At 73.9% G+C, this 14474-nt stretch carries 11 protein-coding genes; 3 read left to right on the forward strand and 8 right to left on the reverse strand.

Annotation, left to right across the window (positions count from 1 at the left end):
• Window positions 1-99: 99 nt before the first annotated feature.
• Window positions 100-2472 (reverse strand): ATP/GTP-binding protein, encoded by a 2373-nt coding sequence (locus WA788_RS26920; RefSeq protein ID WP_335981494.1) that lies wholly within the window; start codon window positions 2470-2472, stop codon window positions 100-102.
• A gap of 226 nt (window positions 2473-2698) precedes the next feature.
• On the opposite strand from WA788_RS26920, the gene gabT reads away from it, so the two are divergent.
• Both gabT and WA788_RS26930 read left to right on the forward strand, forming a co-directional pair.
• The gene (gene gabT / locus WA788_RS26925; protein WP_335981495.1) at window positions 2699-4030 is read left to right on the forward strand and encodes a 4-aminobutyrate--2-oxoglutarate transaminase; all 1332 of its coding nucleotides are present in this window, start codon (window positions 2699-2701) and stop codon (window positions 4028-4030) included.
• 442 nt (window positions 4031-4472) lie between these two features.
• Window positions 4473-5111 (forward strand): phosphatase PAP2 family protein, encoded by a 639-nt coding sequence (locus tag WA788_RS26930; protein WP_335981498.1) that lies wholly within the window; start codon window positions 4473-4475, stop codon window positions 5109-5111.
• On the opposite strand, the gene WA788_RS26935 is transcribed toward WA788_RS26930, so the two are convergent.
• The 7 genes from WA788_RS26935 to WA788_RS26965 form a co-directional block, all read right to left on the reverse strand.
• Window positions 5047-6552, reverse strand: coding sequence for a CoA-acylating methylmalonate-semialdehyde dehydrogenase (locus WA788_RS26935; RefSeq protein WP_335981500.1), 1506 nt, complete (start codon window positions 6550-6552; stop codon window positions 5047-5049). The genes WA788_RS26930 and WA788_RS26935 overlap by 65 nt on opposite strands.
• Window positions 6553-6652: 100 nt before the next feature.
• Window positions 6653-7102 carry a hypothetical protein gene (locus tag WA788_RS26940; protein ID WP_335981502.1) on the reverse strand — a complete coding sequence of 150 codons (450 nt, stop codon included), beginning with the start codon at window positions 7100-7102 and terminating at the stop codon, window positions 6653-6655.
• Window positions 7103-7262: 160 nt separating this feature from the next.
• Window positions 7263-8657, reverse strand: coding sequence for an NAD(P)/FAD-dependent oxidoreductase (locus WA788_RS26945; protein WP_335981621.1), 1395 nt, complete (start codon window positions 8655-8657; stop codon window positions 7263-7265).
• Between the two features lies 1 nt (window position 8658).
• A complete protein-coding gene (locus WA788_RS26950; protein ID WP_335981503.1) occupies window positions 8659-9456 on the reverse strand; it encodes an ABC transporter permease in 798 nt (265 codons plus the stop codon).
• A complete protein-coding gene (locus WA788_RS26955) occupies window positions 9456-10397 on the reverse strand; it encodes an ABC transporter permease (protein ID WP_335981506.1) in 942 nt (313 codons plus the stop codon). Before WA788_RS26955 ends, WA788_RS26950 begins: the two co-directional genes overlap by 1 nt.
• Window positions 10394-11650 carry an ABC transporter ATP-binding protein gene (locus tag WA788_RS26960; protein ID WP_335981508.1) on the reverse strand — a complete coding sequence of 419 codons (1257 nt, stop codon included), beginning with the start codon at window positions 11648-11650 and terminating at the stop codon, window positions 10394-10396. The genes WA788_RS26955 and WA788_RS26960 overlap by 4 nt, the downstream gene beginning before the upstream one ends.
• 35 nt (window positions 11651-11685) lie before the next feature.
• Entirely contained in the window at window positions 11686-12915 is a 1230-nt protein-coding gene (locus WA788_RS26965) for a polyamine ABC transporter substrate-binding protein (protein WP_335981510.1), read from the reverse strand.
• A 397-nt stretch (window positions 12916-13312) separates the two neighbouring features.
• On the opposite strand from WA788_RS26965, the gene WA788_RS26970 reads away from it, so the two are divergent.
• Window positions 13313-14470 (forward strand): adenosine deaminase, encoded by a 1158-nt coding sequence (locus WA788_RS26970; protein WP_335981512.1) that lies wholly within the window; start codon window positions 13313-13315, stop codon window positions 14468-14470.
• The last annotated feature ends 4 nt before the right edge of the window (window positions 14471-14474 follow it).

The following is a 14474-nucleotide window of genomic DNA, read 5'->3' on the forward strand; positions in this document are numbered from 1 at the left end:
GTTCGGGGCCGGACCACGGAAGTTCGGGGCCGGAACGAGGACGTGGTTCTGCCGACCGGTCGCCGACACCCTGGAGTCCCCGCACCGTACCGCACCCCCTCACGACCGCAGGTCCACCAGCACCGGCGGCGCATGCTCCCCCGCGGTCGTCGTCAGCGACACCACCGCGTGGCCGACGGGGACCTGCTGGGCCAGGTCGGCGGCCGACCAGCGCTCCCGCTCCACCTCGCGGACGGTGACCGACTCGGTGGTGACGACCTCGCCGGTGAACAGCCGCCGCACCCCGCGGCTCAGCCGCCTGGGCAGCCCGCCGGACTGGTCGGGGGTGCGGGTGATGTCCTTGGTCTGCACCCGCATGGTGCCCCATGTCTCGGAGAAGAACCGGCCGTCGCGCGGCGAGACGCCCGCGAACACCATCCGGCAGCCCACCGCGCCGACCGCGGCGCCGCGCAGCGCCTCCGGCAGCGCGTCCAGGGAGCGCAGGCCCAGCACCGCGCCGGCGTTCTGGCCCCGCAGCGACGGCAGCGCGCGCAGCGTCGCCTCCGACAGCGCCTGCGCGGCGTCGTCGACCACGATGCAGGCGAACAGCGCGCGGTCCCGGCGGGCGGCGACCGCGGCGGTGAACTGGGCGAGCAGCAGCCGCACCAGTATCCGGGAGGCCTCGGCGTGGCCGCGCTCGGGCAGCTCCACCCGGACCCGCAGCGGGTGCGCCAGCGCGTGCATCGCGAACGGCCGGCTCCGGCCGGAGGTGTCGAAGAACCCGGCGAACGCGGGCCGGTCGAGCACCCCGATCCGGTCGGCGAGGACCGTGCCGATGTCGCCGGGCCGGGCGCTCTGCCGCTCCCGCGCGTCGAGTTCGCGCACCAGGCCCGGCAGGCCCACCGCGTCGACGGCCTCGCGCAGCGCGGCGAAGGCGTGCGGCAGCCCCTCCAGCAGTTCGCGCAGCACCGGCACGGTCGGGAAGCGGCCATGCGCGGCGGCGTAGGGGCCCAGCAGCTGGCCCAGGGCCGTGGCGGCGCGGCGCTGCTCGCTCTCGGGCCCGTCGGTCAGCGCCTCGGCGAGCAGTCCGGCCGCGGTGTCGGGGTCGGTGCTGCCGCCGTACAGGTCGAGGTCGTAGCGGGAGGCGGGGTCGGCGAGGGAGATCACCACGTCGTACGCCTCGGCCGGGCCGAGGTCGACGTCGGCGCCGGCGACCGCGACGACCGCGGCGCGCCCGGCGAGCGCCTGGAGGCACAGCGACTCGACCACCGGGCGCATCAGCAGCCGGCTCTTGCCGGAGCCGGGCGGGCCGACGGCGAGCAGCCCGGTGCCCAGCACCCCGGGGTCCAGGGCGATGCCCGAGCCGCGGTACTGGTAGCCGTTGCGCGGGTCGGCGACGCCGGTGCCGATGCGCACCTGGCCGCCGAGCAGGTCGTGGTCGGCGGTGCGCCGCGGCACGTCGCGGGCGCCGGAGGGGTGCACCATGGCGGCGCCGCCCAGTTCCAGCACGCCGTCGGCGAACTCCCGGGCGCCCTCGGGGCGGGAGTGCACCGCCTGCCACGCCTGGCGGACCCGGGCGCAGTCGACGTCGTTCATCCGACCGGTGCGGACGTCCTGCGCCAGCCGGTCGGCGGCGGCGCCGTACCCCGCCGCCCGCACCTCCGCCCAGTCGGTGGGCGCGGGCAGGGCCGCGGCGCCGGGGGCGCCCTGCGGCGGCAGCAGGCCCTCGGACCCGGCGGGCTGCCGGCGGGCGGCGCTGCGCGCGCGCAGCAGTTCCGGCCAGCGGCCGTACTTCGCGGCGGCGACCGCCACGACCAGCGCGGCGATCGCGTCGACCTCGTACTCCACGCGCAGGGCCGCCTGCTCGCCGTGCTGGAAGGCCGAGGGCGGGTAGAAGGGGAGGATCAGCGACATCAGCGGCAGGAACTTCTTGTCGCTGAGCACCCAGACGCACACGCCGATCACCAAGGCGGCCGTGGCCCTGGCGCGCGGCTCGCGCAGGTAGCGCCGGCCGACCTCGCCCCAACTGCCGATCTTCGCGAAGTAGCGGGTGAGCAGCGCCAGCCACAGGCACTCGTAGAACGCGGCGGCGAACTGGCCCACCCGGCTGGGGTGGCTGCCGTGCCACCACGAGCCCGGGGTGAGCAGCGTCAGCGGGCGCCGCCACAGCGGGACGTAGCCGTTCTTCATCAGCGACCACAGCAGCAGCGCGCACAGCAGGGCGAGCACCGCTCCGCCGATCAGGCGGCGGTCGGTCATCCGGTCGGGGTCGTCGGGCGGGCGGGGCACGTGCCCGTACGCGTAGATCCCGGGGGCGTCCGAGACCCGCGGGGTGCGCAGCCAGCGCTCCACCGCGGACAGCGGCGGGGCCTGCACGGGGGCGGGCGGCGGCGCGGCGGGCCGCGGCACCGGGCTGCGGGGCGGGACCGGCGGCGGGGCGGGCTGCCCGTACGGGGGGCCCTGCGGACGGGTGTTGCGGTCCTTGGCATCCATCGCGCGCCTGCTCTCGCCCCTCATCGCCGCCGATGCGCACAATGTAGTCGAGCCGATACCCCGGCAAAAGGATCTTGTCGTTTTACGGTGCCGCCGCCCGCACTGTCCGAACCGGCGAAACCGGCGCCGCCAGTGCGACCGATCGGAGTATGCGGGGGTACCGGGGCCCGCCTAGCCTCCGAAGTGACCGGGGCGTCACAGCACACCGAGTAGGGAGAGCGCCGCCATGACCGCAGTGCCGCAGGAGCGCAGGCTCGTCACCGACGTACCAGGACCGAAGTCGCGGGAGCTGGCGGCCCGCAAGTCGGCCGCGGTCGCCGACGGGGTGGGGGTGACGCTGCCGGTGTTCGTCGCGCGTGCCGGCGGCGGCGTCGTGGAGGACGTGGACGGCAACCGGCTGATCGACTTCGGCTCGGGCATCGCCGTGACGTCGGTCGGCAACAGCGCGGAGGCGGTGGTCCGGCGGGCGTCGGCGCAGCTCGCGGACTTCACCCACACCTGTTTCATGATCACCCCCTACGAGGGCTACGTGGAGGTGTGCGAGGAGCTGGCCCGGCTCACCCCCGGCGACCACGCCAAGAAGTCCGCGCTGTTCAACTCCGGCGCGGAGGCGGTGGAGAACGCGGTGAAGATCGCCCGGGCGTACACCAAGCGCCCCGCGGTGGTGGTCTTCGACCACGGCTACCACGGCCGCACCAACCTCACGATGGCGCTGACCGCGAAGAACATGCCGTACAAGGAGGGCTTCGGGCCGTTCGCGCCGGAGGTCTACCGGGTGCCGCTGGCGTACGGCTACCGGTGGCTGACCGGGCCGGAGCACGCGGCGGAGGAAGCCGCGGCGCAGGCGGTCGACATCATCACCAAGCAGATCGGCGCCGAGCACGTGGCAGCGATCGTGATCGAGCCGATCGCGGGCGAGGGCGGCTTCATCGAACCGGCGAAGGGCTTCCTGCCGCGGATCGCGCAGTTCGCGCGGGACAACGGCATCGTGTTCGTGGCCGACGAGATCCAGACCGGGTTCTGCCGGACCGGTCAGTGGTTCGCGTGCGAGGACGAAGGGGTGGTGCCGGACCTGATCACCACGGCGAAGGGCATCGCGGGCGGGCTGCCGCTGGCGGCGGTGACCGGCCGCGCGGAGATCATGGACGCGGCGCACTCCGGCGGCCTGGGCGGCACCTACGGCGGCAACCCGGTGGCGTGCGCGGCCGCGCTCGGCGCGATCGAGACGATGCGCGAGCTGGACCTGCCGGCGCGGGCGCGGCGGATCGGCGAGGTGATGACGCCGCGGCTGCGCGCGATGCAGGAGAAGTTCCCGGTGATCGGCGAGGTGCGCGGGCGCGGCGCGATGATCGCGGTGGAGCTGGTGCGGCCGGGGACGAAGGAGCCGGACGCGGCGGTGACGGCGGCGGTGGCGAAGGCGTGCCACGCGGCCGGGCTGGTCGTGCTGACGTGCGGCACGTACGGGAACGTGTTGCGTTTCCTGCCGCCGCTGGTCATCGGGGAGGATCTGCTCAACGAGGGCCTGGACATCATCGAGGCGGCCTTCGCCGGCGTGTGAAACCAGGGACGTGCCGTGTGCCGGGTGAGGCCTGTGCGACGCGGGGGACGGGGTCGTGAAGAAGGTGTGCGAGCCTGATGGCGGACGGGTGATCGACGACCCTGATGAGCCGCCTGTGACGTACGGTTTCCGAGGAACACCCCGCACGTGGCCGAATCCCAGTGATGAGGCCGCGGGCGACAACGCGCCGATGAATCCCCATCACCGGCGCGGCAGTGCCCTCGCGCACGACAACGCCGGGACTTCTTGCCCCGGCGATCCTCGCCGATCGGCTGGCCGTTCGTCCCAAACCCCCCGGGACGGACGGTACGGCGATCGCCCTGGCCGCCCCGGAACTCTCCCCCCTGTTCCGGGGCGGCCGACTTCTGCCCGGGCCCGCCTGCTCGCCCTCGGCGCCGCCTTCGCCGCGGCCGTCACCGCCTTCTGCCTGCTGACCTGGCAGGTGTCCTCCGGCGGCGGCCTGGTCGGCGACGACTGGCGGGTGCTGCGCGGGGCCCGGCGCGCGGCCGCCGCGCATCCCGCCTTCGACGGCCTCGCGCACGCGCTGAGCGACCTGGGGGACATCGCGGTGGCCGTGCCGGTGCTGCTGGTGGCGCTGGCGGCGGCCGTGCGCCTGGGGCGGCGGGCGGGGCTGCCGCGCTGGTGGCTGCCGCCGGGCGCCGCGGCGCTGGCGATGTGCCTGCTGCCGGTGGTGGTCGGTTCCGTGAAGGCGGGGGTGGACCGCCCGGCGCCGGGGCGGGTGCGCGCCGACCCGAGCTACGGCTACTTCCCGTCCGGGCACACCGCGACCTCGTCCGTGGCGTTCGGGCTGGCCGCGCTGGTGCTGCTGCCGTTCGTCCGGCGGGCGGCGCTGCGCGCGCTGCTGGCCGCCGGCACCGGGCTGCTGGCACTGCTGGTCGGGGTCGCCCTGGTGTGGTGCGACTACCACTGGCCGCTGGACGTGCTGGCGAGCTGGTGCCTGGCGGCGGCGCTGCTGTCGGCGGTGGGGGCGGCGCTGCTGGTGCCGGGGGCGGCGGTCAGGAGTTCGTCGGGAAGCCCAGGTTCAGGCCCGCGTGGGAGGGGTCGGGCCACCGCTGGGTGACGGCCTTGCCGCGGGTGAAGAAGCGCACCCCGTCCTCGCCGTAGGCGTGCGTGTCGCCGAAGAGCGAGTCCTTCCACCCGCCGAAGGAGTAGTAGGCGACCGGCACCGGGATCGGCACGTTGATGCCCACCATGCCCACCTCCACCTCGTGCTGGAAGCGCCGGGCCGCGCCGCCGTCGCGGGTGAACAGCGCGGTGCCGTTGCCGTACGGGTTGGCGTTGACCAGCTCCAGGCCCGCTTCGTAGCTGGGCACGCGGACCACGGACAGCACCGGGCCGAAGATCTCGTCGTCGTAGACGGACATGCCCGGGCGGACGTGGTCGAAGAGGGTCGGGCCGAGCCAGAAGCCGCCGGGGTCGCCGTCGACGGCGTGCTTGCGGCCGTCGGCGACCAGCACGGCGCCCTCCGCGGTGCCGGCGTCGAGGTAGCCGGTGACCTTGTCGCGGTGCGCGCCGGTGACCAGCGGGCCCATCGCGGAGCCGGGCGCCGCGCCGGGGCCGACGGTCAGGGTGGCGATGCGCTGCTTGATCCGCGCCACCAGGTCGTCGCCGACCGGGTCGACGGCGACCAGCACCGACACCGCCATGCAGCGCTCCCCCGCGGCGCCGTAGCCGGCGTTCACCGCCGCGTCGGCGGCCAGGTCCAGGTCGGCGTCGGGCAGCACCAGCATGTGGTTCTTGGCGCCGCCCAGGGCCTGGACGCGCTTGCCGTGGCGGGTGCCGGCCTCGTACACCGCGCGGGCGACCGGGGTGGAGCCGACGAAGGAGACCGCCTTGATCCCGGGGTGCTCCAGCAGCCGGCCGACCGCGTCCTTGTCGCCGTGCACGACGTTGAACACCCCGTCGGGCAGGCCGGCTTCGCGCCACAGCGCGGCGAGGAAGTTCGCGGCGGACGGGTCCTTCTCCGACGGCTTGACGACGACGGTGTTGCCGGTGGCGATGGCGAGCGGGAAGAACCACATCGGCACCATGGCGGGGAAGTTGAAGGGCGAGACGATCGCGACCGGGCCGAGCGGCTGGCGCAGCGAGTACACGTCGACGCCGGTGGACGCCTGCTCGGTGTAGCTGCCGCGGGCGAGTTGGGGGATGCCGCAGGCGTACTCGACGACCTCCAGGCCGCGGGCGACCTCGCCGAGCGCGTCGGAGTGCACCTTGCCGTGCTCGGCGACGATCAGCGCGGCGAGTTCCTCGCGGCGGGCGTTGAGCAGCTCGCGGAAGGCGAAGAGCACCCCGGTGCGCTTGGCGACCGACGTCCGGCGCCACTGGCGGAAGGCGTCGGCGGCGGCGCGTACCGCCTCGTCCACGACCTCGGGCCCGGCGAAGTCCACCCGTCCGGTGATCCGGCCGGTGGCCGGGTCGTGGACGTCGCCGTGCCGCTCGGCGGTGCCGGTCCAGGGCCGGCCGGCGATCCAGTGCGTGATGTGCGAGGTCGAGGTCGTCACGGGGTGAGCCCTTCCGTCGTCGTCTGCCGCCCAGTGTCGCCACCGGCGGCGGGGTGCCACAAGCACCCGGCCGGGCGGGCCGGGCCGCGACGCGCGGCGCTCACCCGCCCGCGAGCCGGGCGGCGGCCTCGTGCATCGCCAGTTCCAGCACCACCGGGTCGGTGAGGTGGCCGGTGCCGTCCGGGGGGACCAGCCAGCGCACTCCCCCGGTCGGCCGGCCGGGGTAGGGCACCACGATCCAGGTGCCGCGCCCGGCGCCGCGCACCCCGGTGCCCAGCCAGCGGGCGGCGGTGCCCGGCGGCACGAAGAAGCCGATCCGCTCGTCGCCGAAGTCGGCGAGCACCGGGCCGGGCGGGCCGGTGAGCCGGGTCAGTACGTCGAGCGTGGAGTAGCCGATCCGGCCGGGCAGGATCAGCACGTCCCACTGGCGTCCGGCGGGCAGCAGCGCCACCCCGAGCGGGCTGCGCTCCCACTCCCGTCTGCATCCGCGCGGGTCGTCCGCGACCGAAGCCAGCCACTCCACCGCGCCCTTCGTACCCGTGTCGGCCATCGTGGGACCCCTCCGTCCGTCGTGCGAGGCGTGTGCCGTCACACGGGAGAGGGCGTGGGGGCCGGATCATTACGCGGGTTTCACCGGCCATCGGATGTGACGCGCCTCACACTGTGAGGGGAGTGGTGCGGGCGGGTCGGCGCCACCAGCGGCGGGGCGGTCACGAGTCGAAGCCGAGGCCGGCCCGGTCCAGGGCCCGCAGCCACAGGTTGCGCCGCCCCTGCGACCGGTCGGCCCGCGCCAGCGACCACTGGGTCAGCCCGATCCCGGCGGTGGCCAGCGGCTCGGGCGGGAAGGGCAGCGGGCGGCGGCGGACCATGGCGAGCACGGTGCGCTCGGTGGTCAGCCCCGACAGCAGGTCGAGCATCACCTCGGCGCCGAACCGGGTGGCGCCGACACCGAGCCCGGTGTACCCGGCCGCGTAGGCGACCCGCCCGCCGTGGGCGGTGCCGAAGAACGCCGAGAAGCGGGTGCAGGTGTCGATCGCGCCGCCCCAGGCGTGGCTGAAGCGCACCCCCTCCAACTGCGGGAAGCAGGCGAAGAAGTGCCGGGCCAGCCGCAGGTACGTCGCCGGCCGCTGCTCGTACGCCGGGTCCATCCGGCCGCCGCGCGGGTAGACCGCGTCGTAGCCGCCCCACAGCACCCGGTTGTCGGCGGTCAGCCGGAAGTAGTGGAAGCGGTTGGCGCTGTCGCCCAGGCCCTGCCGGCCGCGCCAGCCGATCGCGGCGCGCTGGTCGTCGGTGAGCGGTTCGGTGGTCAGGGCGTAGTCGTAGACGGGCACGGTGCGGTGCCGGGTGCGGCGCAGCAGCGAGGGGAACACGCCGGTGCCCAGCGCCGCGTGGTGGGCCAGCACCCTGCCGTACGGGGTGCGGACGGCCAGTGCGGCGCCGTGGCGGACCAGGGCCAGCGCGGGGGTGTGCTCGTAGATCCGCACCCCGGCCCGTTCGGCGGCGCGCCGGAGCCCCCAGGCGAGCTTGGCCGGGTGGACCATGGCCACCCCGCGCCGGTCGTACAGCCCGGCGTGGAAGGTGGGCGAGTCGACCTCGGCGCGCACCTGGTCGCGGTCCAGGTACTCCAGGTCCAGGCCGTGCTGGAGCGCGGTGGCGTGCGCCTGCCGCAGTTCCTCGGCCTGGTAGGGGGCGGTGGCCACGTCGATCTCGCCGGTCCGCTCGAACTCGCAGTCCAGGCCGTACCGCCGCACGGCGGCCTCGATGGCGTCGAGGTTGCGTGCGCCGAGGTCCTCCAGCGCCGCGAACTCCCCCGGCCAGCGGGCCAGTCCGTTTGCGAAGCCGTGGGTGAGGCTGGCCGCGCAGAAGCCGCCGTTGCGGCCGGAGGCGGCCGAGCCGATCCGGCCCGCCTCGATGAGGACCACGTCGCGGCCCGGGTCGCGCTCCTTGGCCAGCAGCGCCGTCCACAGCCCGCTGTAGCCGCCGCCGACCACCAGCAGGTCGCAGTGCTCCGCGCCGGCCAGCGCCGGCTGCGCGGCCGGCCGGGCCGGGTCGTCGAGCCAGTACGGCACCGGGCGGGCGGCGGCGAGCGCGCGGGCGGGGTCCATGTCAGCCACGCGCCTTCCGGCGGCCGCCGACGAGTTGCCCGGCCAGCACCAGCAGCACCGCGAGCACGAACATGGCGGTGCCGATCACGTTGACCTGCACCGGGGTGCCGCGCTGCGCCGAGCCCCACACGAACATCGGGAAGGTGACGGAGTTGCCCGCGTTGAAGCTGGTGATGATGTAGTCGTCGAAGGACAGCGCGAACGACAGCAGCGCGCCGGCCGCGATACCCGGCGCGGCCAGCGGCAGGGTGACCCGCAGGAAGGTCTGCGCCGGGGTGGCGTACAGGTCCTGGGCGGCCTGCTCCAGGCGCGGGTCCATGCTCATCACGCGGGCCTTGACGGCGGTGACCACGAAGCTCAGGCAGAACATGATGTGCGCGATGAGGATCGTCCAGAAGCCGAACCGGATGCGCATGTTGAGGAAGAGGGTGCCGAGCGAGGCGCCCATCACCACCTCGGGCATCGCCATCGGCAGGAAGATCAGCATGTTGGTGGCGGCGCGGCCGCGGAAGCGGTAGCGGGCGAGCGCGAAGGCGGTCATGGTGCCCAGCACGGTGGCGGCGAGTGTGGCGTAGACGGCGATCCGCAGGCTCAGGCCGAGCGAGCCGCACATGCCGGAGACGCTGCACGGGTGCTGCCAGGCGTCGGTGGAGAAGTGGTTCCAGGTGTAGTTGAAGCGGCTCTTGGGCTTGTTGAAGGAGAAGGCGAGCACCACCAGGTTCGGCAGGATCAGGTAGCACAGGGCGAGGACGCCCGCGATCACCACGAGGTTGGCGCGCAGTCGGCGGATCAGGCGCATCAGACCAGCTCCTCCGTTCCGGCCCGGCGGATGTAGAGGGTGACGACGGCGAGGATGACCGCCATCAGCAGGAACGACAGGGCGGCTGCCGTCGGGTAGTCCAGGACCCGTAGGAACTGCGACTCGATGACGTTGCCGATCATCTGCTGGTTGGTGGAGCCCAGCAACTCGGCGTTGATGTAGTCGCCGGAGGCCGGGATGAAGGTCAGCAGGGTGCCGGCCACCACCCCGGGCATCGACAGCGGGAAGGTCACCTTGCGGAAGACGGTGAACGGGGTGGCGTACAGGTCGCCGGCCGCTTCGTGCAGGCGCCCGTCGACGCGTTCCAGCGAGGTGTACAGCGGCAGGATCATGAACGGCAGGAAGTTGTAGGTCAGGCCGCACACGACGGCCAGCGGGGTGGCGAGCACCCGGTCGCCCTGGGTGACGCCCAGCCAGGACGTCACGTCCAGCAGGTGCACGCTGTTGAGGAAGGACACCACCGGGCCCTGGTCGGACAGGATCGTCTCCCAGGCCAGGGTGCGGATCAGGAAGCTGGTGAAGAACGGCGCGATCACCAGGATCAGCAGCACGTTGCGCCACCGGCCGGCGCGGAAGGCGATGGTGTACGCCAGCGGGTAGCCGATCAGCAGGCACAGCGCGGTGGCGATGGCGGCGTAGGCCAGGGAGCGCACGAAGTGCGGCCAGTACTCGCTGAGCGCGTCCCAGTAGGTGGCGAAGTGCCAGGTGACCTTGAAGCCGTCCTCCAGGGTGCCGGTCTGCACCGAGGTCGACGCCTGGTACACCATCGGGGCGACGAAGAAGACCAGCAGCCAGGCCACCCCGGCGAGCAGCAGCAGATAGGGCACGCGGCGCCGCCGCGCGGCGGCCCGGCGCAGCGCCTCGGGCGGCGGGGGCGCCTTCGGGGCGGGCGTGGCCAGGGGTTCGGTGGCGGCGGTCATACGGCGGCCCCCTCGGCGGGCTCGGTGCGCCCGGTGCCGCCCGCCCCGGTCGCTGGCCCCGTCCCCGTGCCCGGCGCCGCCTCGTCCAGGTCCGCGCCGAGCCCGGCGCCGATGTCCTGTCCGGCGTCCAGCCCGAAGGTGTGCGCGGGGTTCCAGTGCAGGACGACGGGCGCCCCGGGCACCAGCCGGGTGTCGCGCTCGACGTTCGGCACGAAGACCTCCAGGCCCGCGCCGACCGGGCTGTCGACCACGTACTGGGTGGAGACGCCGATGAAGCTGGAGTCGGCGATCGTGCCGGATATCCGGTTGCGGCCGGCGGGCACCTCCCCGGCGTCGTCGCGGTGGGTCAGGGTGATCTTCTCCGGGCGGACCCCGGCCAGCACCCGGTCGCCGCGGGCGGCCTTTGTGCGGCAGCGGGCGGCGGGCATCGCCAGCTCCTGCCCGGCGCGCACCAGCCGCAGGGTGCCGTCGGCGACGCCGGCCACCTCGGCCTCGATCAGGTTGGAGGTGCCCAGGAAGTTCGCCACGAAGGTGGAGGCGGGGTTCTCGTAGAGGTCGGCGGGCGCGCCCATCTGCTCGACCCGCCCGGCGTTCATCACCGCGACCGTGTCGGCCATCGTCATGGCCTCCTCCTGGTCGTGCGTGACGTGCACGAAGGTGATGCCCACCTCGGTCTGGATGCGCTTGAGTTCGAGCTGCATCTGGCGGCGCAGCTTCAGGTCCAGCGCGCCGAGCGGCTCGTCCAGCAGCAGCACCTTCGGCTGGTTGATCAGGGCCCGCGCCACCGCCACGCGCTGCTGCTGGCCGCCGGAGAGCTGGTGCGGGCGGCGCCGGGCCAGCGGGCCGAGCTGCACCAGGTCGAGCATCTCGCCGACCTTCGCCCGCACCGGCCTGACGCCGCGCCGGCGCAGCCCGAACGCCACGTTCTCGTAGATGTCCAGGTGCGGGAAGAGCGCGTAGTTCTGGAAGACGGTGTTGACCGGGCGCTTGTACGGCGGCAGGGCGGTGACGTCCTGGCCGCCGAGGTGCACCGCGCCGGTGGAGGGGGCCTCCAGGCCGGCGATCATCCGCAGGGTGGTGGTCTTGCCGCAGCCGGAGGCGCCGAGCAGCGCGAAGAACGAGCCGGCCGGCACGGCCAGGTCGAGCGGGTGGACGGCGGTGAAGGCGCCGTAGGACTTGCTGATCCCGGTGAGGCGGACGGCGTCGGCGGAGGGCTGCGGGCTCGGGCTCGGGCTCGTGCTGGGGGTCGTCATGGGGTGTCCTCGGGGGGTGCGGGTGCAGGCCGGGGTCAGGCGCCGATGAGCTTGGCGAACTTGTCCTCGTACCGCGCGTCCTCGGCGTCGCTGAGCGAGCGGAACGCGTGGCCGCGGGCGTCCATCGCCGCGTCGGGGATGATCAGCGGGTTGCTCGCCAGCTTCGGGTCGATCTTCGCCAGGTACGGCTTCACCCCGGCGACCGGGCACACGTAGTTGATGTACGCCGAGACCTGGGCGGCGACCGCGGGCTCGTAGTAGTAGTCGATCAGCCGCTCCGCGTTGGCCTTGTGCCGCGCCTTGTCGGGGATGAGCAGGTTGTCGGTGGAGGAGACGAAGCCGGAGTCGGGGAAGACGTACTCGATGTCCGGGTCGTCGATACGCAGTTGGACCAGGTCGCCGGCCCAGGCGACGCAGGCGGCGATGTCGCCCTTGCTCAGGCCGTCGGTGTAGTCGTTGCCGGTGAACTTCCGGATCTGCTGGCTGTCGACGGCCTTCTGGATGCGGGCGACGGCCGCGTCGAAGGTGTCGTCGGTGACCTTCTCGGGCAGCTCTCCCATGTCGAGCAGGGTCATGCCGATGGTGTCGCGCATCTCCGAGAGCATGGCGACCCTGCCCTTCAGCGAGCCGTCGTCGAGGAGCTGGGAGACGGAGGTGACCTTCCGGCCGCCGGTGGCCTTCTTGTTGTAGGCGATGCAGGTGCTGATGCCCTGCCAGGGGTAGGAGTAGGCGCGCCCGGGGTCCCAGTCGGGGCTGCGGAAGCGCTGTTCGAGGTTGGCGTAGGCGTGCGGCAGGTTGGCGGAGTCCAGCTGCTGCACCCAGCCGAGCCGGATCATCCGCCCGGCCAGCCAGTCGGTGAGCACCATCAGGTCGCGGCCGGTGTCCTGGCCGGCGGCGAGCTGCGGCTTGATCTTGCCGAAGAACTCGACGTTGTCGTTGATGTCCTCGGTGTACTTGACCTTGATGCCGGTGCGCTTGGTGAAGGCGTCCAGCGTCGGGTGGTGCTTGCCGTCGTCGCTGACGTCGATGTACTCGGTCCAGTTGGAGAAGTCCACCACCTTCTCCTGCGCCGAGTGGTCGGTGGAGGCGGTCTCGCCCTTGCGGCCGGCCGCGGGGATGCCGCAGCCGGTGAGGCCGGCGCCGGCCACGGCGCCGAGCCCGGCGACCCGCAGCAGCGAGCGGCGGGCGAGCGCGGCCCGCCGCCTGGTCATGCTGCGCGCCATGGCGGCACGCTGGGGCGGGGAGAGGGTCTCGAACTGCTCCATGGGTGGTGCCCTTCCGAGGGTTCGGCCGGGTGGCGCCGGGCGGGTGGGCCGGGGCGGCCGGATGGACCGGCCCGCTCGGGCCGGGACACCCCGCCGGGGTCGCGAATCCATGTACCAGCGTGGTCAAAGCCTGGATTGATCGCTGATCCTGGCAGAGCCAGCCGCCTCCAACAAGGGATTCCGTTGTTGCCTTTTGGTTAATCGACGGATTCTGTGCCCTGTCCGTTCATCGCACCGATCAGCCCGAAGCGCGCGTGAACAGCCACGCGCCGGCCGCCGGCCGCGCCTTCTCCCCCCGCCCCGGCGCGGCCCTCGGGACGGGCGGGCGCGCGGATTACGATGAACGGCACCGGCCGGCGCCCCGGCCGTCCCGCACGTCCCACCGGAGGAACCCCGCATGCCCGAGACCGCACCCGGCCCCTCCCCCGCCGCCGGGACCGCCCCCGCGGGCAGCGCCCCCGCCGCCGCACCCGCCACTGCGCCCGGCACCGCACCCGGCACCGGGCTGGACGCCTTCATCGCCGGGCTGCCGAAGGCCGAACTCCACGTCCACCACGTCGGCTCCGCCTCCCCGCGGATCGTCTCCGCCCTGGCCGCGCGGCACCCGGACTCCAAGGTGCCCGCCGACCCGGCCGCGCTCGCCGACTACTTCACCTTCCGGGACTTCGCCCACTTCATCCAGGTCTACCTGTCCGTGGTGGACCTGATCCGCGACGCCGAGGACATCCGGCTGCTGACGTACGAGGTCGCGCGGGACATGTCCCGGCAGCAGATCCGCTACGCCGAGCTGACCGTGACGCCCTACTCCTCGACGAACCGGGGCATCCCCGAGCAGGCGTTCATGGAGGCGATCGAGGACGCGCGCAAGGCCGCGGAGGCGGAGTTGGGCGTGGTGCTGCGCTGGTGCTTCGACATCCCCGGCGAGGCGGGCCTGGCCTCGGCGGAGCAGACCGCGCACCTGGCGCTGGACCTGCGCCCGGAGGGCCTGGTCTCCTTCGGCCTGGGCGGGCCCGAGATCGGGGTGCCGCGCCCGCAGTTCAAGCCGTACTTCGACCGGGCCAGGGCGGCCGGGCTGCACAGCGTGCCGCACGCCGGGGAGGCCACCGGGCCGCAGACGATCTGGGACGCCCTGAACGTGCTGGGCGCCGAGCGGATCGGCCACGGCACCAGCGCCGTGCAGGACCCCCGGCTGCTGGACCACCTCGCCGAGCACCGCATCCCGCTGGAGGTCTGCCCGACCTCCAACATCGCCACCCGGGTGGTGACCGACATCGAGGAGCACCCGATCCGGCGGATGGCCGAGGCGGGCGTGCTGGTCACCGTCAACAGCGACGACCCGCCGATGTTCGGCACCGACCTGAACACCGAGTACGCGGTGGCCGCCCGGCTGCTGGGGCTGGACCGCGCGGGGGTCGCGGAGCTGGCGAAGAACGCGGTGCACGCGTCCTTCCTGGAACCGGCGGGCAAGGCGCGGCTGGCGGCGGAGATCGACGCCTACACGCTGTCCTACGGCGCCGCCGCGGGCGGTCCCGGCGTCCCCTCCGCGCGGGGCTGACGCC

Origin of the sequence: Streptomyces sp. CA2R106 (assembly GCF_037034245.1) — a bacterium.
GTDB lineage: Bacteria > Actinomycetota > Actinomycetes > Streptomycetales > Streptomycetaceae > Actinacidiphila.